A 24,604-nucleotide genomic window follows, 5' to 3' on the forward strand; every position below is an offset into this window, starting at 1 on the left:
CCGCCGTCGTCACCGAACGGCCGAGTCCAGCCCTTCCTCGCGTACGCCCACCAGGAACTTCTCCACCGCGGCCCGGTCCGGCTCGGCGGGCAGCACGGTGTCCGCCGCCGCCCGCGCCAGGTCCGCGGAGCGCTGTTCGGCCAGCGCCGACACCCGCTCGAACGGCACCTCGCCGCGCTTGACCGACAGCAGCAGCTCGCGCTCGTCGGACACGTCGACCAGCACCTCACCGGTCCGCAGCACGTGCGCCCCGGCCCGCAGCAGCCGCAGCATGTGCATGGCCTGCTTCCAGCGCACCTCGCCGGTGCGCTCCCGGTGCGCCCGCAGCTTCGCGAACTGGTCCGCGGCATAACGACCGTAGGTCTCCGCCGCCCGGCTGGACAGGAAAGCGCCGCGCACCGCCAGCAGCCGCTCGCCGGTCGGCGTGCACAGCTCGACCAGCGGTGACCACAGGCACTCCAGCACCGTCGGATTCGCCGTCAGGGCGAGCGTGCACAGCCGCTCGACCTCCCACGAGAACTGCTCCTCGGCCGGGCCGTCCACGTGCGTGGGCGGCTTGTCCAGGCCCCAGAACAGCCGGGTCGGCGCGACGAACACACCCCGGCGGTCGGTGTCGGAGGCGGGGCCCGCGAGGCCGTACGCCCGCGAGCCCACCACCACCGACAGGATGCCGTGCTCGACGACGAGCTGATGCGCGTCCAGCACTAGATGACGATCTCCGCCTCGGTGGCGAACTGGTCGATCTCGGTCAGCTCCTCGGCGGTGAAGTCGAGGTTGCCCAGCGCGGCGATGTTGTTCTCCAACTGGGCCACGCTCGACGCGCCGATGACCAGGCTGGTCATGCGCTCGTCGCGCAGCGCCCAGGCCAGCGCGAGCTGCGCCAGCGACTGCCCGCGCCGCTGGGCGATCGCGTTGAGGCCCTCGACCTTGACCCGGTTGCTCGGGGTCAGCGCGTCCTCGTTGAGGAAACGGCTGGTCCGGATGCGCGAGTCCGCGGGCACGCCCTTGAGGTAGCGGTCGGTGAGCAGGCCCTGGGCCAGCGGCGAGAACGAGATGCAGCCCGCGCCGACCTCCTCCAGGGTGTCCAGCAGCTGGTCGCGCTCGGTCCAGCGGTTGATCATCGAGTACGACGGCTGGTGGATCAGCAGCGGCGTGCCCAGCGACTTCAGGATCGCCGCCGCCTCGCGGGTCTGCGCCGAGGTGTACGACGAGATGCCGACGTACAGCGCCTTGCCCGCGCGCACGGCCGCGTCCAGCGCGCCCATCGTCTCTTCCAGCGGGGTGTCCGGGTCGAACCGGTGCGAGTAGAAGACGTCGACGTAGTCCAGGCCCATCCGCCGCAGCGACTGGTCCAGGGACGCGGTCAGGTACTTGCGCGAACCCCACTCGCCGTATGGACCCGGCCACATGTCGTAGCCGGCCTTCGTCGCGATGACCAGCTCGTCCCGGTACGGCTTCAGGTCCGTGGCCAGCATCCGGCCGAAGTTCTCCTCGGCCGCGCCCGGCGGCGGGCCGTAGTTGTTGGCCAGGTCGAAGTGCGTCACGCCCAGGTCGAAGGCGCGGCGCACGATGTCGCGCTGGCGGTCCCAGGGACGCTCGTGGCCGAAGTTGTGCCACAGGCCCAGCGAGATCGCGGGCAGTTTCAGCCCGCTCCGGCCGGTGCGGCGGTAGATCATGGAGTCGTATCGCTTCGGGTCTGCCACGTACGTCATGTGGATCAGCCTAGTCCGGTCCGCCGGACCCCCTCGGAGGTGTCCTCGCCGCTCGGTGCGTCAGTGGGCGGCGGTGAGGCAGAGGGAGACGACGTGGCCGCCGTCGTGCCAGCCGATCATCACGGTCTGGGTGGTGTCCGCCGCGGTGTCGCCGCAGGAGATTGCCTGTGGGCCGTCCGGGGCGGTCGAGGGCAGGGTCATGACACCGGTGACACGGTAGACGGCCCGCGCGTCGTCGCAGGCCACGAGCTGCGCCTGGCCCGCGAGAACGACGCCGGGCCGGGCGGCCCCGCCGTCGGGCGACGTCAGGCACTGGCCGGTCGGCACCTTCGCGGGCGGCGGCGCGGTCTCACCGTGCGGCCGGAGGATCAGCGCGCTGACGACACCGACGGCGGCCAGCCCGACGACGACCCTGCCGGCGATCGCGACCACTCGAAGCGCGGTATATCTGGCTGCGACGCCGCGAGCGCGTGAATCCGGCTGCCGGGCACCGCGCCGGAGGAAGACCCGGTGCCGCCACCTGCGGTGCAGCCGTGCGGCGGCGCCGAGAACCCGGGTGTACGCCCGCGACGCCGTCACGAAAGCGGCGATGACAGCGAACAGGGTGAGGCCCGCGGCGACGCCCCGCAGTGCCGGTGTGCTCGCGACCGGCCTGAGCAGCAGCGCGACGAAGGGCACGGCGACGCAGGCCCACGCCGCGATCCGGCCGTACTCGGCTCGGGCGGGCAGTCTGCGGACCAGCCGCCGCATCGCGGTCGGCAGCCGCGCGTAGGACCACCCCGCACCGGCGGCCACCAGCACGGCCAGCGCGCCACCGGCGATCCGTTCGGCGCGTGGGCTCCCGCTCAGCAGGACGGCCGCCCAGCACAGCCACGCCAGCACCGCGCCGTCCGCGAGGCGGTGCAGCCAGGCGTGCACGGCCTGGCCCAGGTTCCGGTGCAGCAGGTCGTGCTGCGGGTCCTGGGCCAGGGCGTCGATGAGCGTCCGGCCGCCCGCGGTGTAACGGCCCGTCCTGAGCTGCTCGACGGCCAGGTTGTTGCGCGCGGCCACGTGCTGCGGATCGAGGGCCAGCGCCTGCTCGTAGCAGGCCTGCGCGTAGGCGGGATCGAACGCCGCGGCGTGGACCCGGCCCAGCGTCAGGTGCGCGTCCGGTTCGTCCGGCGCCAGTTCCACGGCCCTGCTCGCGGCCAGATACGCCGCCTCGACCCCGACCACGGTCTCGTCCAGCAGCTCGCTCTCGGCGAGCACGATGTGGCAGGCCCAGTTGTCGGGCGCGAGCCGTACGGCCTCCAGCGCCGCCTCCCTCGCCTCCAGCGGACGGCAGCGATGGCGCAGCGCCGTCGAACGCAGCCGGTGTGCCCAGTCGCTGCTCGGCTCGGCAGCCACGGCCGCGTCGGCGGCGCGCAGCATCGCGCGGTGGTCGCCGCGTTTGCTCTCCACGATCGCCAGCAGGCACAGGGCGGGGGCGTTGTCCGGGTGGCGGCCCAGCACCCCGGCCAGGATCTGCCCGGCGGCGTCGGGACGGCCCACCGTCAGCAGGGCTTCGGCTCGCTGGAGGTCGTCGAGGAGGTCGTCGCCCTGCGCCACGGGATCGCTCACGACGACGGATTATGCGTGATCTTCAGGTGCGGTGGGGGGCGGTGCGGCGGTCACACCACGTCGTAGCCGAGCATGAGCACGCCGGTGCTGGTCGGGGTGCTGTCGACGAGGCGGAGCCGCTGCGGGCGGGGCATCTCGTTGAACAGCCGCTTGCCGGTGCCGAGCAGCAGCGGGTGCAGGAACAGCCGGTATCCGTCGACCAGGTTCTGCGCGATCAGCTCCTGCACGAGCACCCCGCTGCCCAGCACGGCGATCACCCCGTCGCCCTGCGCTTTGAGGTCGCGCACCGCCTGAGCCAGGTCGCCCTGAAGCACGGACGCGCCGGGCCAGGCCACGTGGGTCAGGGTCCGGGAGGCGACGTGTTTGGGGGTGGCGTTGAGGTGGGCCGCCATCGGGTTCTCGTCGGGCTGGGTGGGCCAGAACGCGGCCATCTTCTCGTAGGTCCGCCGCCCGAACAGGTACGCCGTCGTGTTCTTGAGCCCTTCGCCCGCCGCCGACGCCTGGACCTCGTCGAAGTACGGCGCGGCCCAGCCGCCGTGCTCGAAGCCGCCGTCGCGGTCCTCGTCCGGGGAACCGAGGCTCTGCATGACCCCGTCCAGGGTCACGAACTCGATGACCATCAGCTTGCGCACACGTCTCTCCCTGCCGCTCGTGGCCGACCGCGTCGGCCCGTCTCCGTCTGTACGAACGAGCGGCCGCCGGATCGACAGCACGACTCCTGCGCATGTGGATGGACCGGCCACCTGCGACGACCGCTGGTGCGTGTCCATAGGCCCGGCCAAGGACGGGACGCCCAAGCCGTGACCCCGCTGCACTTCAAGGAAACTGCAGCAATCGCCACTCCTGATCCTGCAGTTCCTTGAAGGTGCAGGGCAGCCCCACGGAACCCCGGGTGAGCAGCGAGGACGGCCCCGAACCCTGGTGAGAACCGCCGGCGGTCCACGACGGGCTGCCTGCGCTACGCCTGGGGAATGGGGGCGATCGAGACCTCGACCGGGCCGACGCGCAGGATGCCGTCGTCGAGTGGTGTGCAGCGGATGCCGCCCTTGCCGCGCAGCGCCCGCCAGGCGCCGGGGCCGATGGTCACGTCCATCCAGGCGCAGGGGTGGGCGGGGCGGTTGACGCGCAGCCGCACCGGCCCGTCGCCGGAGTCGAGCACCAGCACCGAGCCGACCAGGTCGTCGACGGCGATGCCGCTGGTCAGGATGTTGCGCCGGACCTGGGTCAGGTCCGCGCCGGGCGGCAGCGACTCCTGCGCGATCACGGTCACGCTCGCGTCCCGGTGCGCCTGCCTGCCGAAGTACCGGTCCCCGACGATGCCGAGCTGCGCGCGGATCCGTACCTGCTCGACCAGCTCGCCCTGCGGCGCCGGCGAGGGCCCGTCCGCGGGCCGCCCCTGAAACCGCCGCACCCCCGACGCCAGCAGCTGCACGATCTCCGCCACCACCCCACCCTACGACCGCGGCCGTGCGGTCCGAAGGCGCGGCGCGGACACCGGCCGTTTGGATCATGACGGCAGAGTGGGCGGGTGGTTAGGGTGGCGGGCATGGCGTTCGACATCGCGCGGGCTCGCGCTGCATACCCGGCCCTGGGTGAGGGTTTCCGGCACTTCGACGCGGCCGCGGGCTCGCTGGTCGCGGAGCCGGTCGCGCAGGCGGTCGACGCCGTGTACCGGGGTGCGGTGGCCAACCGCAGCGACGCGTTCGCGCCCGGCCGGCGCGCGATCGGGATCGTCGCGGACGCCCGCCGCGCGGTCGCCGACCTGCTCGGCGCGGACCCGGCCGGGGTGGTCTTCGGTAACAGCGCGACGTCGCTGGTGTACCTGGTCGCCCGCACACTCGGCCAGTCGTGGGGTCCGGGCGACGAGGTGGTCGTCTCGCGGCTCGATCACGACTCGAACGTGCGCCCGTGGGTGCAGGTCGCCGACGAGCAGGGCGCGACCGTGCGCTGGGCCGAGTTCGACCCGGCCACCGGTGAGCTGCCGACCTGGCAGTACAAGGACCTGGTCAGCGACCGCACCCGGCTCGTCGCGGTGACCGCGGGCAGCAACGCGATCGGCACCCGGCCGGACGTGCCCGCCATCGCCGCGATCGCGCACGCCGCCGGGGCGCTGGTCTTCGTGGACGGCGTGCACGCGACGCCGCACCAGCCGACCGACGTCGCGGCGCTCGGCGCGGACTTCTACGTGACCAGCGCGTACAAGTGGTCCGGCCCGCATCTGGCCGCCTGCGTGGCGGACCCCGCGCTGTGGGCGGGGATGTTCCCGGCGAAGCTGCGCCCGTCCAGTGACGCGGTGCCGGAGCGCTTCGAGTTCGGCACGCCGAGCTTCGCGTCCCTGGCCGGCGTCACCGCCGCCGTCGATCACCTGGCGGGTCTCGACCCGGCCGCGACCGGGTCCCGGCGCGAGCGCCTGCTGACCTCCCTGGCCGCGGTACGCGACTACGAGGCGGAGCTGTTCGCCCGGCTCGTGGACGGGCTCGCCGCGATCGACGGGGTGTCGCTGTGCCCGGCCCCGGCCGACCGGTGCCCGACGGTGTCGTTCCGGGTCGGGTCGACGCACCCGGCCGAGACGTCCAAGGCGCTCGGCGACGCGGGCATCTGCGCGTTCGCCGGGGACTACTACGCGTGGGAGTACTTCCACACGATGGGCCTGCGGGACTCCGGCGGCGCGGTGCGGGCCGGCATCTACCACTACACGACCGCCGAGGACGTCGACGTGCTGCTGGACGCGGTCCGCGCGCTGGCCAAGCAGGCGGCCTGAGGCAGCGCGTCGGCGTCGCGGCTTGACCTCAAGTGCACTTGAACTCCTAGCGTCGTCGCAACCGACGCACACCCAGGAGCGCCCATGCACGCCATCCGGCAGTACGAGTTCGGCCCCGCCGAGAACCTCCGCTTCGAGGAGGTCCCCGACCCGGTGCCGGGCGAGGGGCAGGTGCTGATCGAGGTCGAGGCCGCCGGGGTGCACCTCGTCGACACCACGATCCGCTCCGGCAGCCCGGGGCCGTTCCCGCCGCCCACGCTGCCGATGACGCCGGGCCGGGAGGTCGCCGGGCGAGTGGGCGGCACCGGGCCGGGCGTCGACCCGGCGTGGCAGGGCCGGCGCGTGGTCGCACACCTGGGCATGACCAGCGGGGGGTACGCCTCCCGTGCGGTCGCCGCCGTCGCCTCCCTGCACGAGATCCCCGAGCAACTCAGCGCCCCGGCCGCGGTGGCGATGATCGGCACCGGCCGGACCGCGGTCGGTGTGCTGCGCCTGGCGCGCCTTACCGATGCCGACGCGGTGCTGGTCACCGGCGCGGCAGGCGGTCTGGGCACGCTGCTCGTGCAGGCGGCGCAGCGGGCCGGAGCGCTGGTCGTCGGCGCGGCGGGCGGCCCGGACAAGGTGGCCCGGGTCCAGCGCAACGGAGCCGACATCGCCGCCGACTACCTGGAGCCGGGCTGGGCCGGCAAGGTGCGTGCCGAACTGGGTGAGCGCGACCTGACCGTGGTCCTCGACGGCGTCGGCGGCGAGCGGGGCCGCGCGGCCCTGGAACTGCTCGCCCCGCTCGGCCGCTTCCTGATCTTCGGCGGGTCCGCCGGCGCGCCGACCCAGCTCACCACCCAGGACCTGTACGCCCGGGGCATCATCGCCTCGTCGGCGATCGGCCCGGCCATGATGAAGGTCGCGGGCAGCCTGCGCCCCCTGGAGGAGCAGGCCCTGCGCGACGCCGCCGAGGGCTGGCTCACCCCGGCGATCACCACGTTCCCGCTCGCCGAAGCCGCCCGCGCCCACACCGCCCTGGAGACCCGGGCCACTGTCGGCAAGGTCGTCCTGATCCCCTGATCCGCCCGCGCACCTGACCGCGCGAGGTCTCACCGGCCACGTGGCGCTTCGGCGCGGGCGCGTCCCACACCATGATCATTCGACTTGCCGGGCACATGTGTGAATGGGTGCGCAAGATACGCACAGGTGCCTGGCAAGTCGAGCGATCATGGGGCGGTCGGCGGCCGGCCGACCGGCGTGTGAGTGGCCTGGGTTACGGTGCCGAAACACACGTGCTGGTAGCGTGGGCGGTGCCGGCACACCCGTGTGGGAGAGTCCGCGTAAAGCGGCGCCGAAGGGGCAATTCCTCCCCGGAACCTCTCAGGCACCCGAACCGTACGGGCATGGCGACTCTGGAGCGGCGCGACCCGCCGTGGCGAGGCTCATGAGCATCGCCCGTGACAGAGGGGGAGGGCTATCCATAGTCCTCGACCCCGGAGCACACATTGAGCGCCTTCGTAGAACGCCACATCGGTCCCGGTTCAGACCAGACCGAGAGCATGCTCAACGCCATCGGCTACTCCTCGATCGAGGAGCTGATGGACGCGGCCATCCCCGAGGTGATCCGCTGGCACGGCGCGCTGGACCTCCCGGCCGCCGCGACCGAGGCCGAGACCATCGCCGAGCTGCGCGCCTTCGCCGACCGCAACACGGTCGCCACCTCCATGATCGGCCTGGGCTACTACGGCACCCACGTGCCCGGCGTGATCAAGCGCAACGTGCTGGAGAGCCCGGCCTGGTACACGGCCTACACGCCGTACCAGCCGGAGATCAGCCAGGGCCGGCTGGAGGCCCTGCTCAACTTCCAGACCGTGGTCACCGACCTCACCGGCCTGGCCACCGCCAACGCCTCCATGCTCGACGAGGGCACCGCCGCCGCCGAGGCGATGACGCTGGCCCGCCGTTCGTCGAAGAGCAAGAGCAACGTGTTCGTCGTCGACGCGGACACGCTGCCGCAGACCATCGACGTGATCGCCACCCGGGCCGAGCCGCTCGGCATCGAGGTCCGCGTGCTCGACCTGGACGCCGAGGAGCTGCCCGAGCAGTTCTTCGGCCTGCAGCTGCAGTACCCGGGCGCGTCCGGCGCGCTGCGCGACCACGCCGCCCTGATCGAGACCGCGCACGCCCGCCAGGCCCTGGTCTCGGTGGCCGCGGACCTGCTGGCGCTGACCCTGGTCCGCGCCCCGGGCAGCATCGGCGCGGACATCGCCTGCGGCAGCGCCCAGCGCTTCGGCGTGCCGATGGGCTTCGGCGGCCCGCACGCCGGCTACCTCGCGGTGCGCGCCGGTCTGGAGCGCTCGCTGCCCGGCCGCCTGGTGGGCGTCTCCAAGGACGCCGATGGCACCCGCGCGTACCGGCTCGCCCTGCAGACCCGTGAGCAGCACATCCGGCGGGAGAAGGCGACCAGCAACATCTGCACCGCGCAGGTGCTGCTCGCCGTCATGGCCAGCATGTACGCCGTCTACCACGGCCCGGACGGGCTGCGGAAGATCGCCCGGCACGCGCACGACAGCGCGAGCCGCCTGGCGGTCAGCCTGCTCACCGGCGGCGTCGAGGTCGCGCACACCGCGTTCTTCGACACCGTCACCGCGGTCGTGCCGGGCCGCGCGCAGACCGTGGTCGCCGCCGCCGAGCGCGACGGGATCAACCTGCGCCTGGTCGACGCCGACCGGGTGAGCGTGTCCTGCGACGAGACCACCACGGTCGCGCACCTGAAGGCGGTCTGCGCCGCGTTCGGCGTGACCCTGGCCGAGCCGCGCCAGGCCACCGCGATCCCGGCGGAGCTGGCCCGCGACACCGAGTTCCTCACCCACGAGGTGTTCTCCAGCCACCACAGCGAGACGGCGATGCTGCGCTACCTGCGCCGCCTGTCGGACCTCGACTACGCGCTGGACCGGGGCATGATCCCGCTGGGCTCGTGCACCATGAAGCTCAACGCCACCACCGAGATGGAAGCGGTCACCTGGCCCGAGTTCGGCCAGCTGCACCCGTTCGCGCCGCAGCACCAGACCGCCGGCTACCGCGACATGATCGCGCAGCTGGAGGGCTGGCTGGCCGAGGTCACCGGGTACGACGCGGTCAGCGTGCAGCCGAACGCCGGTTCGCAGGGCGAGCTGGCCGGCCTGCTGGCGATCCGGGCGTACCACCGCGCCAACGGCGAGGCCCACCGCGACGTGTGCCTGATCCCGTCCAGCGCGCACGGCACCAACGCGGCCAGCGCCGTGATGGCCGGCATGCGCGTGGTCGTGGTGGCCTGCGACGACTCCGGCAACGTGGACCTGGTCGACCTCGACCGGGCGATCGACAAGCACCGCGACGACCTCGCGGCGATCATGGTCACCTACCCGTCGACGCACGGCGTGTACGAGACCGGCATCGCCTCGCTGTGCGCCAAGGTGCACGAGGCCGGCGGTCAGGTGTACGTCGACGGCGCGAACCTCAACGCGCTGGTCGGCTTCGCCAAGCCGGGCAAGTTCGGCGCGGACGTGTCGCACCTGAACCTGCACAAGACGTTCTGCATCCCGCACGGCGGCGGCGGTCCTGGCGTCGGCCCGGTGGCCGTGCGCTCGCACCTGGCCCCGTACCTGCCGGGCACCAAGGACGTGTCGGCGATCAGCGCGGCCCCGCACGGCAGCGCCGGCATCCTGCCCATCCCGTGGGCGTACCTGCGCATGATGGGCCCGGACGGCCTGGCGGCCGCGACCGGCACCGCGGTGCTGGCGGCCAACTACGTCGCGGCCCGGCTGAAGGAGCACTACCCGGTGCTGTACAGCGGCAACAAGGGCCTGGTCGCCCACGAGTGCATCCTCGACCTGCGGCCGATCACCAAGGCCACCGGCGTGACCGTGGACGACGTGGCCAAGCGCCTGATCGACTACGGCTTCCACGCCCCGACGATGTCGTTCCCGGTCGCCGGCACCCTGATGGTGGAGCCGACCGAGAGCGAGGACCTGGGCGAGCTGGACCGCTTCGTCAACGCGATGATCTCGATCCGCCGCGAGATCGACAAGGTCGGCGCGGGGGAGTGGCCGGCCGATGACAACCCGCTGGTCAACGCGCCGCACACGGCGTCGATGGTGACCGGGGACTCCTGGGACCACGCGTACCCGCGCTCGGTCGCGGCCTACCCGGGTCTGGTGAGCGCGTCGGAGCGCGCCGGAAAGTACTGGCCGCCGGTCCGGCGCATCGACGGCGCCTTCGGGGACCGGAACCTGGTCTGCTCGTGCCCGCCGCCGGAGGCGTTCGCCTGAGGCCTGCTGCCGCCGGCCCGGGGAGGCGTCCATACGACGCGGGCTTCGGGCCGGCTCGGCGGGTGTTCTAATGATCTTTCGGGGCGCTGCGTCGCGCCCCGGGTCTTCGCCGTTAGGGTCAGGCCATGGCGTGCACCGCGGGACCGCGGTGCGGAGCGATGCTCGACCCGTCGGGGAGCAGCTCGCCGGTGTCCTCGAAAACGATGACGCCGTTGCAGAGCAGGCTCCAGCCCTGCTCAGGGAAGGACGCGACGACCTTGGCAGCGTCGTGGTCGATCGCGTCGGCTGAGGGGCAGACCGGTTGGTGCTGGCACAACATCGGGGTTCTCCGCGATTCGGTTAGGGGTGGTGGCGTTGGAAGCTCGATCTGAGACCGTCCGTCGCCGGTGTGCTGTCGATCACAACAGTGACGCACGCTACCAAGCCGAACGAGCCTTTTACGAGCAGGTAACGCAGGGCCTTTCTAGATATCAACCTTTCGGACGAGCGGAATGAAGCCAGTCGGTCTAGCCCCCACCCACGGGACGGCCAGGGATATTCCCGGCATTCCGGCGACCTGCCGTGACCAGGCATGGGAACGCTCCCGGCTGGAGTGGCGTGTGGGCGACCCGGGCGATCCGGCCACGCTGGTCGAGAACTTCCTGGCCCGGCACGGGCTGCCGGTCGGCGACCTGTCCGGGCCGTCCCTGGCGGGGCTGGCCCATGAGGTCTGCGGCTCCGCGCTGTTCGTGTCCGCGGCGGGCGGGGCCGCCATGATCGGTGGCTGCCTCGGGGCGCCCAGCCCCGCGCCGGCCGTGCCGGACGTGGTCGTCGTGGTATACGAACACACGGCAAACCTACGCCTCCAGGAGCCGTCCGCGGGCGACCTCGGCCGAACGGCGGGGGCGTGGCGGCTCGGCCCGTGGCGGCCCTCCTGGAGCCCTTCGCGCCATGCCGAGGCGGTGGAGTCGGTCCGCGAGGCCATCGCCCGCGGCGACGTTTACCAGGTCAACATGGTCGGCCACGCCGCCGCCCAGTACCACGGGGACCCGCTGCCCGCGCTGCGCCGGGTGACGCGCCTGCCCGGAGCGCGCTACGCCGGGATCCTGCAGGGCGACGGCTGGGCGATCGGCTGCGCCTCCCCGGAGACCCTGCTGGAGGTCCGTGGCGGGCACGCGGTCACCCGGCCCATCAAAGGCACCACGCCGGCCACCGAGGCCGGCCGGGTCGAGCTGCTCTCCTCGCCCAAGGAGCGCGCCGAGCACATCATGATCGTCGACCTGCAGCGCAACGACCTCTCACACGTCGCGCAGACCGGCACGGTACGCGTGCCCGAGCTGTTCGCCGTACGCCGTTGGGCCGACCTGTGGCAGGCCGAGTCGGAGGTGACCGCGCTGCTGCGGCCCGGCACCGGGCTGGCGGAGCTGCTCCGGGCGATCTGCCCCGGCGGCTCGGTCACCGGCGCGCCCAAGCTCGCCGCGCTGCGCGAGATCGCCGCCCTGGAACCGGTCGGCCGCGGCGTCAGCATGGGCGCGCTCGGCTGGATCGGGCCCGACGGCATCGACCTCGGCCTTACCATCCGCACGGTCGCGGCGGACGGCCAGGACCTGCACGTCTGGGCGGGCGGCGGCATCACCATCGACTCCGACCCCGCCGCCGAGGTCGCCGAGGCCGCCGCCAAAGCCGCCCCCGTCCGCGCCGCCCTCCACGGCCTCCGCTGACCCGTTCCGCAACTTTGAAGACTCGCGGCCTCAGGACAGTCCTGAGGCCGCGAGTCTTTAAAAGTTGCGCGAGGAGGGGCGGCGGGGCCGCCGGGTGGTCACTGGAAGTCGAAGATGGCGGCGCGCAGGACGTTGCCGATGTCGTACGAGCGCTCGGAGCTGTAGGTGCTGACCTTGGTGGCGGCCGAGATCTTGGCGAGGGCCTCGCTGTTGGACGGCTTGCCCAGGGCGATGGTGACGACCTTGACCGGCCGCTCCTTGTCCGCGCCGTTGATCTTCTCGATCAGCTGCTCGAGCTTGAGGCCTGCCAGCTGGTCGTCGTCCGCGCCGTCGGACAGCAGCACGATCATGTTCGTCGCGCCCGGCACGTAGTTCTTCTGCATCGTCTGGTATGCCGCCCAGACCGTGTCGTACATGCCGGTGGCGCCACCCGGCTCCAGGGCCTTGAGCTTCGACGTGAGCTGGTCGCGGCGGGGCTTGCCCGAGACCTCCTCGGTCATCTTGCCCAGCGGCACCAGTTCCTTGTACGCCTTGTTGCCGGTCTGCTTGGACGAGAAGCTCCACAGGCCGACCTGCGCGTCGTCGCCGAACATGTCGACGGCTTCCTGCGCGCCCGCCTTGGTCAGGTCGAGCTTGGTCTGGCCGCCGGTGCCCCGCACCACGCCGCCCATGGAACCCGACACGTCGAGCACCAGCAGCATGTTGGTGGGACGGGTGAGCGCCGTCCAGGTCTCCGTCGTCTTGGTGATCGACTCGGTGAGCAGCACGCCGCCCGGCAGGGCGGTGAGCTTGCTGATCACGCCGTTGGCGGGGGACAGCTGCGGACCGGGCTGGCGGTTGGAGTCGCGGTAGCCCTGCTTCTGCACCTCACCGCGGGCGGCGTCGCCGCGCAGGTAGCTCAGGAACGCCTCGGCCGCGGCGGAGCGCTGCGGGGTGGTCCAGGCGGCGTTCTTGAGCACCAGGTACGGGTTGTCGGCCTCGGTGGTGGCGTTCTGCGGGTAGACGGCCACCAGCGGCAGGTCGGGGTGCTCGGCGTTGTGCCGCACCACGTCCTGCTCCAGGGCCGGGAACGCGTTCACCGTCTTGCCGCCGCCGCTGACGAACTCGGCGAACAGCTCCTCGGTGGTCGTCCGGTACAGCGCCATGCGCTGCTCCAGCGCGAAGACGCGGCCCAGCTCCTCCGGGTCGACCTCGGTGTTGTCGTCGGCGTCGATGATCGCCGACAGCGCGAGCAGGCCGGCCGTGGACGCCGCAGGGTCGCTCATGCCGACCTTGACGGAGCTGTCCTTGGCGAGCTTGTCGAGCAGGTCCTTCCAGTCGAGCTTCGCGTCGGGCCAGCCGAGCTTCTCGGCCGCGGCCTGCGGCATGGCGATGACCACGGGCGTACGCGCCACGCTCGGCAGCCGGTCCGGCAGGACCTTGTCGGCTGCCTCGCTGGTGGCGGCGGCCGCCTTCACCCAGGCGCTGGACGGTGGGACCCACACGTCGGGAGCCGGGCCGGAGACGGCCGTGTCCCATTCGCGGGCCAGCGCGCGTACGGTCGCGGCGGTGTCCTGCTCGCCGATCGTCACCGAGGCACAGACACCGTCGACCGACGGGTTGGTCTCGGCCCACTTGCCGGCCAGCGCGCGCAGCAGGTTGGCGGTTCCCGGTTCGGCCACGACAGTGGCCTGGGTGCTGCCGCTGCACGAGTCCTTGATGACGTACACGTAGCCGATGGTCGCACCGGAACCGATCAGCACGAGCGCCGTCGGGATGACGATCCACGGTGCGATGCTGCGGCGACGGCCACCACCGCGCCGGTGCGATCGGACCGTGGAGTTACGGCCGTTCGGCATCGGGGCCTCCGCTTTCGAGGGGTGTCGAGGGGGGTGAAAGAGGGGGTGTTGCGCACCACAACTCGTGGTGGAACCGGCACAGTCTAGGACCTTGTCAAGCCAGGTCGAACAGGGCGGACCATCTCGTGATCATCCGATTCGCTGGGTAGACCGCGGGATCACTCTGCGCGGTCAGATGACGAGGAAAGCCGGCTCCGGATGCCGCAGGAACGCGTGGTGCGAGATGTCCCAGCCGTACGCCCCCGTCCGGCCGAACACCAGCAGGTCACCGACCCGCAGCCGGTCCACGTGCCGGCCGCGGCAGAGCACGTCGCGGGGCGTGCACAGCTCACCGACGGCGTCCACCGCCACCCCGGCGACCTCGGGCCGGGGCCAGGGGTACTCCCACCGGTCCACCGGCAGCACCGTGAACGGGTGGTCGTATCCCCAGGCCGCGGGCAGCCGGAAGTGGTGAGTGCCGCCGCGCAGCACCGCGAACCACCGCCCGTGGGTGTGCTTGAGGTCGAGCACCTCGGCGGCGTACCAGCCCGCGTCGGCGGCGAGCCACCGTCCCGGCTCGACGACCAGCTCGACCCCGTCCGGCACGCTCACCCGCAGCTCGTCCAGCGCGAACACCGCGTCACCGGGGTAGTCGACGCCGAAGCCGCCGCCCGCGTTCACCGTGCGCAGCGGCACGCCCAGCCGCCGCGACGTGGCCGCCGACCAGCGCAGCGCCTCGGCGAGGAAGGCCGAGTGCGCGGCCGCGTCGAGGTTGTTGGAGACCGCGTGCAGGTGCCAGCCGGCCAGGTCCAGGCCGGGCAGGGACCGGGCCAGTGCGACCGCTTCCGGCAGCTGCGCCTCCTCGACGCCGAACGGGGTCGGCGCGCCGGTCATCGCGTGCGTGCCGGGCAGCCCGGCGTCGGCGCGGTTCACCCGCAGCGTGACCGTCGCCGTGGCGCCCGCCCGCTGCGCGAGCAGGCTCAGCCGGCGCAGCTCGTGCACGCTCTCCACGTTCACGGTCACGTCCGCGGCCGCGCCCAGGCGCAGCGCGTACGCCAGCTCGGCGTCGGTCTTGGCGGGGCCGCCGAACACGATCCGCCGTGCCCCGGCCGCCTCGGCCAGGGCCAGCTCGCCGCCGGAAGCGACCTCCAGCCCGTCGCAGGCGTCGGCGGCCGCGCCGACGATCGCCGGGTGCCCGTTGGCCTTCACCGCGTAGCAGACGGTCACCCCGGGCAGCGCCCGCCGCAGCTCGCCGACCCGGGCCCGCAGCACGCCGGGGTCGTAGACGTAGGCGCAGACCGGCCCGTCGAGGCCGCGCAACGCCGCCGCGATCCGCTCCGGGACCCCGTGCGGGCCTGCCGGAGCCGCGTCCGTCATCCCGGGTGTCCATGATCCGGACACTTCCGGGACGGATGCGGCCCCGCCGGACGAGGGAGCCGTCCGGCGGGTGTCGCGGTGCGGGGAGCGCTGATCAGAGGGCATACAGCGGATTCTGCACCGGGACGTAGAGGTCGCCCGCGCCGGCCAGGCGCATCCGGGTCAGCGCCTTGTGCGGCACCGTCGCGGCAGTGTAGAAGGCGTGGTCGGGATGCCCGGCCAGGCTGTCGTCCACGATCTCGCGCACGATCCGCCATGCGGCGTCGGCGGCCAGACGGTGCGACTGCCCCAGCCGCAGCACCAGCTCGCCAAGGTGCGCCTGAAACGCGGTGTACGCCACCTTCGACAGCAGCACCGCCTCGTCCTCGGTGCCGATCACCGAGCCGGGCCACAGCTGCAGCCGGGCCCCGGAAGCCGCCAGCCGTGGGTGGTGCACGCGCAGCCCGGCCAGGTCCCGCAGGGCGAGCCGGTGCGGGACACCGTGCCGGAACGTCGGCACGCAGTTCTGCAGGTGCGCCTCCAGGCCGATGCCGTGCCGCGCGGCCAGCGCCAGCACCGGCGGCAGCAGCAGCGCGGCGTACTCACGCAGGAAGCCCGACGCGGCCGCTCTCGGGTCCGCCAGCGCGCGGGTGCCCGCGTACCGGTCGACGACCCCGGCCAGCAGCGTGCGCCCGGTGACCGGGTCGGCGGCGGCCAGCGAGCTCGCCGGGACCGGCTGCTCGTCGGCGGCCAGCCGGCCCCCCAGCCCGTCGCGCACGATCGTGCTGAGCTGGCGGCCGTCCTCCAGCAGTCCGGCGACGCCCGCGGGCTCGGCCATCAGCAGCACCCGGTCGCCGCCCGGCACCAGCTCCAGCAGCCGGGCCAGCACCTCGCTCAGCGCGGGGCCGTTGCGGGTGGAGGCGATGGAGATGCTGCGCCGGGTCGAGGTGACCTGGATGTCCAGCGACAGCTTCAGGTACGTCGACCCCGGCGGCAGCACGGTGCGCAGCGCGGCGGTCGGCCGCGCGGGCAGCACCTCGTCGAGCACCCGCAGCGTGCCGTCGGCGAACAGCGCCGGGTGCCGACCGGTGAGGTGCCGCAACTGCCAGATGTGCACCGGCAGCAGCCGCCGCCCGCCGGTGGCCGCCACGCCCAGCCGCTCGGACAGGTCGTCGCCCAGCGCCAGCTCCCGGGGCACGGCCAGGAAGCCGATCGCGGTCGACTCGCTCTCCAGGTCGTGCGCGATCAGGTCGCCGGTGCCCCAGCCCAGCCGGGTGCGCCCGCACGGGTGCAGGTTGTGCCCCTCGACGGCGAGCTGCTCCAGCCGGGCGGTGCGCTCGTCGGGCGCGGTGCCGTCGAGCAGCGCGAGCATGTCCGCGGCCCCCGCGACGGCCGCCGCGGCCCGGTGACCGGGGTCTATGGTGGCGCGGCGGGCGTACGCCAGCGCCAGCCCGTGCACCGCGCTGTCCAGCTCCGCGCGCAGGCCCTCGTGGGTCACCAGGGTGACCGGGTCGACGTCCACCGGGCCGAGCAGCACCCGGTCGAAGCCGTGCCGCTCGCCGTGGAAACGGGCGCGCGCGTCGCCGAGGTCCTCGCGCCACAGCGCCTCGGCCAGCCTGGTCGCCACCGTGATCCGGGCCTGCGGCAGCGCGTCGAAGTAGCCGGTCAGCAGCTGCGGGGCCAGGTCCGCCAGGTCGGCGGCGATGGGGTCGGTGAGCGGGCGCATCACGCGGCCAGCGGGTTGGGCAGCTGCGCCCAGGCGTCGTCGAGCGGGTCGTCGGCCAGCAGCATCGCGGTCGTCGCCTTCAGCGGCAGCGGGTCGCCGAGCACCGAGCGCGCGTCCGCGGCCGCCGACGGCGGCAGGTTGTCGTACGCCTGCTCCACCCGGTCCCGCACCAGCCGCCACAACTGCCGCGGCTCGATGCCGTACTCGCGGGACAGCACCGCGATCGGCTCGCCGAGCGCCACCGCCAGGCCCGAGCCCAGCGCCTTGGCCCGCAGCTGGGCCGGGTCGTCGCTGGCCAGGTCGCCGTGCAGGCGGGGCACGTCCACGCCGTGGCGGCGCAGCCGTTCGGGGCTCAGCCGCACCCCGCCGATGTCGCGGTAGGACAGCCCGGTCGGCCGCCCGTGGGTGAGCGTGACCAGCAGGTTCTGCCCGTGCGCCTCCAGCGCGACGCCGCGGTGCAGCAGGGTCAGCAGCGTCGGCACGATCAGCGCGGCCAGGTCGGCGAGGAAACCGGCCGGGTGGCCGCCGTAGCCGAGCAGGACCGCCTCCCGGATCAGGGGGCGGCCGTCCGCCGGGGACGGGGCGGCCAGCGCCGCGACCGGCAGGACCACCTCGTTCGGGCCGGGCTTCGGGGCGCGCCGCACCACCACGGCCAGGCTGCGCAGCGGCGTGCCGTCGGTGTCCAGCACCGCGCCCGCGGCCAGCTCGGGCCACACCTGCAGCCCGAGGTCCGCGGCGACGACGGCCAGCAGTTTCGACACGACCGGGCCGTTGCGCACCGCGGCGGGGGAGACTGTCCGCACCGCGCTGGTCATCTGCACGTCGACCGCGGTCTTGTAGTGCCGCGTCGGGTCGGCTGCCGCGGCCAGGGTGCGCAGCGACATCAGCGGCATGGCCGCGATCCGCGCACCGTCGGGTTTGAGGAAGGGGTACGCCGACAGCACGTGCTCGCGCTGCCACGGGTGCACCGGCAGCCGCGGCGCGAGCCCCGCGCCGGTGGTCAGCCAGCGCTTGGCCGGCACGGTGAACACCTCCAGCTCGACCGTGGGCCGGTGCTCGGGCGCGTAGCGCAGCACCTCGGCCTGGGACATGCCCAGCCGGGTGCGGCAGCACGGGTGCAGCGGGTGGCCGTCCACGACGGACTGCTCCAGCAGGGCCAGCCCGTCGGGGCGTCCGGCCAGGACGGTCAGCGTCGGCTCACCGCCGGGCCGGTAGGGCTGGTTGGCGCGGGCCAGGGCGAGCCCGGCGACGCTGTCGGCGACCTCCGCGGTCAGGCGTGCGCCGGCACCGGGCAGGTTCAGCGCTCGCAGCAGCTCGACCGGGTCGTCGAAGGCTCCGGCGTCGGTGACGACGCGCAGGCCCTCGGGCGGCACGGCGAAGGGTTCGGCCATGGCGGCGGAACCGATCACCCGCTTGCCGCCGGCGAGGGTGACCCGGACGTCGCCGCCGTACACCTGGCGCTCGACGCCGGGCAGCGGCTCGCGCACCAGCGCGCCCCACAGCCGGGCCAGGATCGCCGCGCGGGCCCCGGGGAGCGTCTCGGACACACTCGGCACGATGTTGATGGTCCACTCCCTCGTCCGGCGGGCTCGGCAGAGATCCAGTGTGGACCACCGGGGCGGCCGCCTGCCAGCGCCCGCTCTCAGCCTAGCGTCCTAGGATCGCGTAGCCGGAGTGACGTCCCCGGGACGCCGCCGGGCGGCCGGTCGCGCCTGGCCCCAGGCCTTGCCTGGGGCCTTGCCCCGGGCTGCTGCAATGTGGGTCATGGCAGACGGGGACATGGAAGCGCGGCTGGCGGCCGCGGCCGAGGCGCACCGCGAGCGGCAGGCCGCCGTCGCTCGGCATCGCGAACTGCTGCGGCTGATCGGGGAGGCCGAGACGCTGGTGCGGGAGCTGACGCAGGCCCACGCCCGGGAGGCCCGCGACGTCGTACGCCTGGAGACGGTCACCCTCACCCGGGTGATCGCGGCGCTGCGCGGCACCCGTCACGACGCGATCGCGCGGGAGCGGGCCGAGGCCGACGCGGCGGCGTACCGGCTGGCCCGTGCCGAAGCCGACGAGGGTGCCCTACGCCGGGAACTCGACGGCGTCGCCGCCCGGTTGACGGCCCTGGAGGACGCGCCGGGACGGTACGCGGCGATCCTCGACGAGAAGGAGCGGGTCCTGGCGGCCGGCGGCGGTGACCGCGCCCGGCGGCTGCTCGACCTCGCCGAGGCGCGCGGGGTGGCCGAGGCCGAGCTGAAGGAGATCCGCGAGGCCCAGCAGGCGGCCGCCGCCGCGTCGAAGGCCCTGCACGACCTGTGGAAGCTGCTCGACAGTGCCGACAACTGGTCGACGTACGACACGTTCTTCGGCGGCGGAATGATCAGCAGCGCGATCAAGCACGACCGGCTCGACGAGGCCGCCAAGGCGGCGGCTCTGGCCGACCAGCGCATCGCCGTGCTGAACGCCGAGCTGGCCGACGTGCCCGGTGGCGGTGCGGCAGCCGCGCTGACCATCAGCGGGCTGACCCGTTTCCTGGACGTCTGGTTCGACAACATCTTCACCGACCTGGCCGTACGCGACCGGATCAAGCAGGCGCTGACCAGTGCGAAGCAGTGCGACGAGCAGGTCGGCCGGATCGGGCAGCAGCTCGACGGGCGTCACGCCGACGTGCGGGCGCGCCTGGCCCACCTCGCCGCCGACCGCGAAAACACCCTGACCACAGCCGCATAACCCCTGCCTACGGCAGCGGAGCGTTGTAAAGGAAGGGCACCTTCACAACGCTCCGCGTTGTAGAAGGTGCCCTTCCTTCGTTCTCAGCGGTGGCCGGAGCGTTGGGCGCCGATGCCGGCGGCGACGACGAAGGCGACGCCGGCGACCTGGAGCGGGTGGGGGGTCTGGTGGAGCACGGTCGCGCCTACGAGCAGGGCGAACGCGGGTTCCAGGCACATCAGGGTGCCGAAGGCTGCGACGGTGAGGCGGCGCAGGGCGAGCAGTTCCAGGGCGAACGGGAGCACCGGCAGGAGCAGGGCCAGCCAGGCGGCCTGGACGAGGACGGCCCAGGTCAGGTTCGGCAGGGCCTGGGGTGCGCCGATGGTGGCGGCGGCGACGGCCGATACGGGCATGGCGATGGCGAGGCCTTTGACGCCGCTGAAGCTGTCGCCGACGCGCTGGGTGAGCACGATGTAGCCGGCCCAGCCCGCGGCGGCGACGAGGGCGAGCGCGACGCCGGTGAGGTTGATGTCGCCGAGCCAGGGCCGGGTCAGCGCGAGTACGCCGGCCAGGGCGAGCGCGGGCCAGAGCAGGCCCCAGCGGCCGGTGCGGCGCAGCACCGCCAGCGACAGCGGGCCGAGGAACTCCAGGGCGACGGCGGTGGCCAGCGGGATACGGGCGATGGATTCGAAGAAGGCGACGCTCATGGCGGCGCTGACGACGCCGAGGCCGATCGCGCCGAGCAGGTCGTGGCGGGACTGGGCGCGCAGCCAGCGCGGCGAGGGGCGGGCGATGAGCAGGAAGGCCAGGGCGGCCCAGCAGCCGCGCAGCCAGGCGGTGCCGGCGGGGCCGATGTCGTCGAACAGGCGGGTGGAGGCGGCCGCGCCGACCTGCACGGAGAGCATCGACCCCATGATCAGCCCGATGGCGGGGGCGGTGCTCTGGCGGCGGGTGGTGCCGGTGGCGATGTCGACTGCGGTCACCACTCCATGTCACCGGATGAAGATCATGCCGTCCACCACGGGTCTGCGGACGGACCGTCCGCGATTCGCGGATGATGGAGGCGTGGACACCAGGCTGTTGCGCGTGCTCGTCGAGCTGTCGGACCGGGGCACACTGCGCGCGGTCGCCGAGGCCACCGGCTACGGCACGTCGGCGGTGTCGCAGCAGCTGGCCACGCTGACCCGGGAGGTGGGCGCGCCGCTGGTCGAGCGCACGGGGCGGACGGTCCGGCTGACTCCGGCGGGGCGGCGGCTGGTGACGCACGCGCGGCCGATCCTGGCGGCGGTGGACGCGGCCCGCGCGGCGCTGGCGCGGGGCGGGGAGCCGGGCGGGGCGGTGCACGTGGCGGCGTACGCGTCGGTGCTGTCGGGGGACCTGATCCCGGTGGTGCGGGGGCTGGCGGTGTCGCATCCGGGGTTGCAGCTGCTGCTGCAGGAGCAGGAGCCGCCGGAGGTGCTGCGCCTGCTGGAGGAGGACCGCGTCGACCTGGGTTTCGTGTACGACTACGACCTGGTGCCGCGCGGGTGGGACGGGTACACGGTGCGCCAGCTGTGCGAGACGCCGATGGTGCTGGCGGTGCCGGCGGAGCGGGACCTGCCGGAGCGGATCGACGAGCCGGGGCGGCTGTGCGCACTGGCGGGGCAGTCGTGGGTGGTGAACTCGCGCGGGCCCGCCGACGACGAGCTGGCGGTGCGGGTGTGCGCGCTGGCGGCGTACCAGCCGATGATCGAACATCGGGCGGACAGCATGGATCTGGTGCTGGACCTGGTGTCGGCGGATCTGGGGGTGGCGCTGGTGCCCGGTCACCTGCCGGAGCATCCCGGGGTGCGGTTCGTGCCGATGCCGGGGGTGCCGGTGCGGCGGCGCATGTTCTCGATCACCAGGCCGGGCCGGGAGCACTGGCCCGCGGTCAGCCTGGTGATCGAGCGGGTCGCCGCGCACGCGCTGGCGGAGCGGTGGCGGTCAGGCCAGCCACTGGTCGTAGGACAGCCGGGCGATCAGGGCGAGCACCACGACGAGTAGCACGATGCGGACGAAGCCGGAGCCGCGTTTGAGGGCCATCCGGGCGCCGAGCTGCGCGCCGATGATGTTGCAGACGGCCATGGCCGCGCCGAGCTCCCACCAGACGTGATTGCCCGCGGCGAACACGATGAGCGCGCCGAGGTTGGTGCCCGCATTGACGATCTTGGCCATGGCGGAGCCGTGCAGGAAGTCCGCGCCGATGACGGTGGTGAAGGTGAGCACCAGGAAGGTGCCGGTGCCGGGGCCGATCATGCCGTCGTACAGGGCGATGACGCCGCCGGCCAGTGCCACGGCGAGCGCGGCGCGCTCGCGGGTGCGGCGTTCGGGGTGGGCGTAGATGCCGTTGTTCGGGCGGAACGTGACGAACAGCGCGACGGCGACCAGGATGGCCAGCACGACGGGCCGGTAGACGTCCTTGTTCGGGGTCAGTTCGATGGCCAGCCACGCGCCGAGGCCGGACACGAACACGGCGATGGCCCCGGCGGGTCCGGCGACGCGCCAGTCGATGCGGGTGCGCCGGGCGTAGGTGATCGCGGCGCTGGTGGTCCCGGCGATCGCGGTCATCTTGTTGGTGCCCAGGGCGGTCGCCAGCGGCACCTGCGGGGGCAGGCCGATGAGCAGGGCCGGGAGCAGGAGCAGTCCGCCGCCGCCGACCACGGCGTCCACCCACCCGGCGGCGGTGGCGGCGGTCAGCAGCAGGCTGAGGCTACCGGCGTCCACGGGCCGGCGCGGGGGTGCTGTGGATCATGATGACTTGCGGCGCTGGGTGGCGAGCCACATCCCGATCGCCCCGATGGCGATGAAGAGCAGCATGAAGCAGACGAGGGCCTTGAACACCCGGCAACCATAGCGACTGCGCGGCCGGTGATCGAGGGCGGCGGGGCGGCCGTCTCAGGGAACCTGGGGTGACGGTCGTTCGCCTGGCGTAGGTTGGGTCGTGGTCGACCCCCGGGCCGTGAAACCGGAATGGGAGGAGTCGACCATGTCGGGTCGCAGAAGGTTCCTGGGCGTTCTCGCGCTCGCCGCCGCCACGGTGCTGGCGGTGGTGGCCACGCCGGCCGCCGCCGCGCAGAAACAGACAAAACCGACGATCGTATTGGTGCACGGCGCTTTCGCGGACGCGTCGAGCTGGAACGGGGTCATCCCGCTGCTGCAGGCGCAGGGGTATCCGGTGGTGGCCGTCCCGAACGAGTTGCGCAGCGTCAAGGGCGACGCCGCCGAGGTCGCCGCCGTGCTCAAGAGCATCAGCGGGCCGATCGTGCTGGTCGGCCACTCCTACGGCGGCAGTGTGATCTCCAACGCGGCCGAGGGCAACCCGAACGTCAAGGCCCTGGTGTACGTCGCGGCGTTCGCGCCGGAGGCGGGCGAGTCCGCGGCGGCGCTGTCGGCCAAGTTCCCGGGCAGCACGCTCGGACCGGCGCTGGCCAAGCCGGTGGCGCTGCCGGGCGGCGGCAACGACCTGTTCATCGACCAGGCGAAGTTCCGCGGCCAGTTCGCCGCCGACGTGCCGGCCGAGCAGGCCGCGCTGATGGCGGCGGGCCAGCGCCCGATCACCGAGGCGGCGCTGAACGAGGCGTCGGCGAACGCGGCGTGGAAGAACATCCCGTCGTGGTTCGTGTACGGGTCGGCGGACAAGAACATCCCCGCCCAGGCCCATGCGTTCATGGCGCAGCGGGCCGGCTCGAAGGAGACCGTCGTCGTCGACGGCGCATCCCACGTCGTGATGATCTCCCACCCCGACCAGGTCGCGAAGCTCATCCAGAACGCGGCCGCGACGGTGCAGGAGTAGGGCGCGAGCGCCGCCGCACGCGCCCCGAGCCGGGAACGGGCCGCACCATGATCGTTCGACTTGCCAGGCAGCTGGGCGAAAACGGCCTCAAGATACGCACAGGTGCCTGGCAAGTCAGATGATCATGGTGCGCCCGTCCGGGCTACTCGTCGCCGAAGCCGAAGTCCATGTCCATGTCGAAGACCTCTTCGGCCACCTCGCCGGCGACCATGCCGCCGAGGAAGCCCGCGGCCGCACCGGCGGCGACGCCGCCCATGCCGTGGCCGCGGTGGCTCTGGTGGCCGCCGTGCCCGCCGTGGAAGCCGTGCCCGCCGCCTCCGCCGTGGCCGTAGCCGCCGTGGCCCGAGCCGTGGCGGTCCAGCGCCCCGCGGATCCAGCCGTCGACGACGCTGGGCCAGTCGGTGGTGGCCGCGTCGGCGTGGCTGACGTGGTGGCGGCTGAACGTGTCGTGCGAGCCGAGGAAGCCGCGCTTGTCGAACTCCAGCACCACGTCCATGCCCTGCGGGCTGGTCACGAAGGTCAGCTCCAGCTGGCGCATACGGCCCGCGTACGCGTGCGACGGGTGGAACTCGATCTCCTGGTAGAACGGCAGCGTCTGGTGCACCCCGTGGATGCGGCCGCGCTCCAGGTCGGCGCGGGTGAAGTGGAAGCCGAGCCGGCTGAACGCCTCCATGACGGCGGCCTGCAGCGGCAGCGGCTCGATGCCGACCGGGTCGAGGTCGGTCTTGTCGACGGCCTTGGCCACCGACAGCTCGGTGCGCACACCCATCGTCATGCCGTGCAGCGGCGTGCCGTAGAACCGGGTGACCGGGGTCTCCCAGGGCACGTCGAACGAGAACGGCAGCGACTGCTGCGCGCCCGCGGCCAGGGTGAACGAGCCGGTCAGGTGGACCCGGTGGAACTCCACGGTCGCGTCGTACTCACTGTCGTGGCCCTCCACCTCGACCCGGGTGACCAGGCCGACGGAGACGTATTCGATCAGCGTGTCATGGTCGCCGCCCTTGATGTGCACGGTGCCGCTGAGCGTGCCCCCAGGCTGTACGACGGGGGTCGCGAGCACGGTGTCCACCGACGGTCCGCCGACGCCGAACGCGGCGAGCATCTTCTTGAAAACCACTGAACTGCATCTCCTC

At 73.1% G+C, this 24,604-nt stretch carries 20 protein-coding genes and 1 riboswitch; of the genes, 7 read left to right on the forward strand and 13 right to left on the reverse strand.

Annotated features, from left to right (window positions below; all coding sequences use genetic code 11):
- Nucleotides 1–9 precede the first annotated feature (9 nt).
- From AB0B35_RS30855 to AB0B35_RS30875, 5 genes are all read right to left on the reverse strand, one after another.
- Nucleotides 10–705: a nucleotidyltransferase domain-containing protein gene (locus AB0B35_RS30855; RefSeq protein WP_360538771.1), complete on the reverse strand. Its 696-nt coding sequence runs from the start codon at nt 703–705 to the stop codon at nt 10–12.
- Nucleotides 705–1,712 carry an L-glyceraldehyde 3-phosphate reductase gene (mgrA, locus tag AB0B35_RS30860; protein WP_361051981.1) on the reverse strand — a complete coding sequence of 336 codons (1,008 nt, stop codon included), beginning with the start codon at nt 1,710–1,712 and terminating at the stop codon, nt 705–707. Before mgrA ends, AB0B35_RS30855 begins: the two co-directional genes overlap by 1 nt.
- 60 nt (nt 1,713–1,772) lie before the next feature.
- Nucleotides 1,773–3,311 (reverse strand): tetratricopeptide repeat protein, encoded by a 1,539-nt coding sequence (locus AB0B35_RS30865; RefSeq protein ID WP_361051984.1) that lies wholly within the window; start codon nt 3,309–3,311, stop codon nt 1,773–1,775.
- 50 nt (nt 3,312–3,361) lie between these two features.
- The gene (locus AB0B35_RS30870) at nt 3,362–3,943 is read right to left on the reverse strand and encodes a dihydrofolate reductase family protein (RefSeq protein ID WP_361051987.1); all 582 of its coding nucleotides are present in this window, start codon (nt 3,941–3,943) and stop codon (nt 3,362–3,364) included.
- A gap of 326 nt (nt 3,944–4,269) precedes the next feature.
- On the reverse strand, nt 4,270–4,755 hold the full coding sequence (locus AB0B35_RS30875) for a molybdenum cofactor biosysynthesis protein (RefSeq protein WP_361051990.1): 486 nt from the start codon (nt 4,753–4,755) through the stop codon (nt 4,270–4,272).
- A 102-nt stretch (nt 4,756–4,857) separates the two neighbouring features.
- Between AB0B35_RS30875 and AB0B35_RS30880 the strand changes: the two genes are divergently transcribed.
- The 3 genes from AB0B35_RS30880 to gcvP all read left to right on the forward strand — a co-directional run bounded on the left by AB0B35_RS30880 (nt 4,858) and on the right by gcvP (nt 10,364).
- Nucleotides 4,858–6,072, forward strand: coding sequence for a cysteine desulfurase-like protein (locus tag AB0B35_RS30880; RefSeq protein ID WP_361051993.1), 1,215 nt, complete (start codon nt 4,858–4,860; stop codon nt 6,070–6,072).
- Nucleotides 6,073–6,156: 84 nt separating this feature from the next.
- Nucleotides 6,157–7,134, forward strand: a complete 978-nt coding sequence (locus tag AB0B35_RS30885; RefSeq protein WP_361051996.1) for a zinc-binding dehydrogenase — start codon at nt 6,157–6,159, stop codon at nt 7,132–7,134.
- 237 nt (nt 7,135–7,371) lie between these two features.
- Nucleotides 7,372–7,460, forward strand: a riboswitch (glycine riboswitch).
- A gap of 99 nt (nt 7,461–7,559) precedes the next feature.
- Nucleotides 7,560–10,364, forward strand: coding sequence for an aminomethyl-transferring glycine dehydrogenase (gene gcvP / locus AB0B35_RS30890; protein WP_361051999.1), 2,805 nt, complete (start codon nt 7,560–7,562; stop codon nt 10,362–10,364).
- Nucleotides 10,365–10,482: 118 nt separating this feature from the next.
- Here gcvP and AB0B35_RS30895 read toward each other — a convergent pair whose 3' ends face one another.
- The gene (locus tag AB0B35_RS30895; protein ID WP_120321268.1) at nt 10,483–10,680 is read right to left on the reverse strand and encodes a DUF5999 family protein; all 198 of its coding nucleotides are present in this window, start codon (nt 10,678–10,680) and stop codon (nt 10,483–10,485) included.
- Nucleotides 10,681–10,855: 175 nt separating this feature from the next.
- Between AB0B35_RS30895 and AB0B35_RS30900 the strand changes: the two genes are divergently transcribed.
- Nucleotides 10,856–12,064: a chorismate-binding protein gene (locus tag AB0B35_RS30900; protein ID WP_361052002.1), complete on the forward strand. Its 1,209-nt coding sequence runs from the start codon at nt 10,856–10,858 to the stop codon at nt 12,062–12,064.
- Nucleotides 12,065–12,162: 98 nt separating this feature from the next.
- On the opposite strand, the gene AB0B35_RS30905 is transcribed toward AB0B35_RS30900, so the two are convergent.
- The 4 genes from AB0B35_RS30905 to AB0B35_RS30920 all read right to left on the reverse strand — a co-directional run bounded on the left by AB0B35_RS30905 (nt 12,163) and on the right by AB0B35_RS30920 (nt 18,510).
- Nucleotides 12,163–13,902, reverse strand: a complete 1,740-nt coding sequence (locus AB0B35_RS30905; protein ID WP_361052005.1) for a substrate-binding and VWA domain-containing protein — start codon at nt 13,900–13,902, stop codon at nt 12,163–12,165.
- A 171-nt stretch (nt 13,903–14,073) separates the two neighbouring features.
- Entirely contained in the window at nt 14,074–15,258 is a 1,185-nt protein-coding gene (locus tag AB0B35_RS30910; protein WP_361052008.1) for an alanine racemase, read from the reverse strand.
- Between the two features lie 94 nt (nt 15,259–15,352).
- A complete protein-coding gene (locus AB0B35_RS30915) occupies nt 15,353–16,963 on the reverse strand; it encodes an IucA/IucC family protein (RefSeq protein ID WP_361052134.1) in 1,611 nt (536 codons plus the stop codon).
- Nucleotides 16,963–18,510, reverse strand: a complete 1,548-nt coding sequence (locus AB0B35_RS30920) for an IucA/IucC family protein (protein ID WP_361052011.1) — start codon at nt 18,508–18,510, stop codon at nt 16,963–16,965. The genes AB0B35_RS30915 and AB0B35_RS30920 overlap by 1 nt, the downstream gene beginning before the upstream one ends.
- 217 nt (nt 18,511–18,727) lie before the next feature.
- Between AB0B35_RS30920 and AB0B35_RS30925 the strand changes: the two genes are divergently transcribed.
- The gene (locus AB0B35_RS30925) at nt 18,728–19,678 is read left to right on the forward strand and encodes a hypothetical protein (RefSeq protein WP_361052014.1); all 951 of its coding nucleotides are present in this window, start codon (nt 18,728–18,730) and stop codon (nt 19,676–19,678) included.
- 83 nt (nt 19,679–19,761) lie between these two features.
- Here the strand turns inward: AB0B35_RS30925 and AB0B35_RS30930 are convergent, their stop codons facing one another.
- Nucleotides 19,762–20,640: an EamA family transporter gene (locus tag AB0B35_RS30930; RefSeq protein ID WP_361052017.1), complete on the reverse strand. Its 879-nt coding sequence runs from the start codon at nt 20,638–20,640 to the stop codon at nt 19,762–19,764.
- An 82-nt stretch (nt 20,641–20,722) separates the two neighbouring features.
- Here AB0B35_RS30930 and AB0B35_RS30935 point away from each other — a divergent pair, with 82 nt between their 5' ends.
- A complete protein-coding gene (locus AB0B35_RS30935) occupies nt 20,723–21,682 on the forward strand; it encodes a LysR family transcriptional regulator (RefSeq protein WP_361052020.1) in 960 nt (319 codons plus the stop codon).
- On the opposite strand, the gene AB0B35_RS30940 is transcribed toward AB0B35_RS30935, so the two are convergent.
- Nucleotides 21,623–22,402, reverse strand: coding sequence for a TSUP family transporter (locus AB0B35_RS30940; protein WP_361052023.1), 780 nt, complete (start codon nt 22,400–22,402; stop codon nt 21,623–21,625). The genes AB0B35_RS30935 and AB0B35_RS30940 overlap by 60 nt on opposite strands.
- 262 nt (nt 22,403–22,664) lie before the next feature.
- Here AB0B35_RS30940 and AB0B35_RS30945 point away from each other — a divergent pair, with 262 nt between their 5' ends.
- A complete protein-coding gene (locus AB0B35_RS30945; RefSeq protein ID WP_361052026.1) occupies nt 22,665–23,471 on the forward strand; it encodes an alpha/beta hydrolase in 807 nt (268 codons plus the stop codon).
- 142 nt (nt 23,472–23,613) lie between these two features.
- On the opposite strand, the gene AB0B35_RS30950 is transcribed toward AB0B35_RS30945, so the two are convergent.
- On the reverse strand, nt 23,614–24,588 hold the full coding sequence (locus tag AB0B35_RS30950) for a sporulation protein (protein ID WP_361052029.1): 975 nt from the start codon (nt 24,586–24,588) through the stop codon (nt 23,614–23,616).
- Nucleotides 24,589–24,604 lie beyond the last annotated feature (16 nt).

The organism is Catellatospora sp. NPDC049133, from assembly GCF_040648455.1.
Classification (GTDB): domain Bacteria; phylum Actinomycetota; class Actinomycetes; order Mycobacteriales; family Micromonosporaceae; genus Catellatospora; species Catellatospora aurea.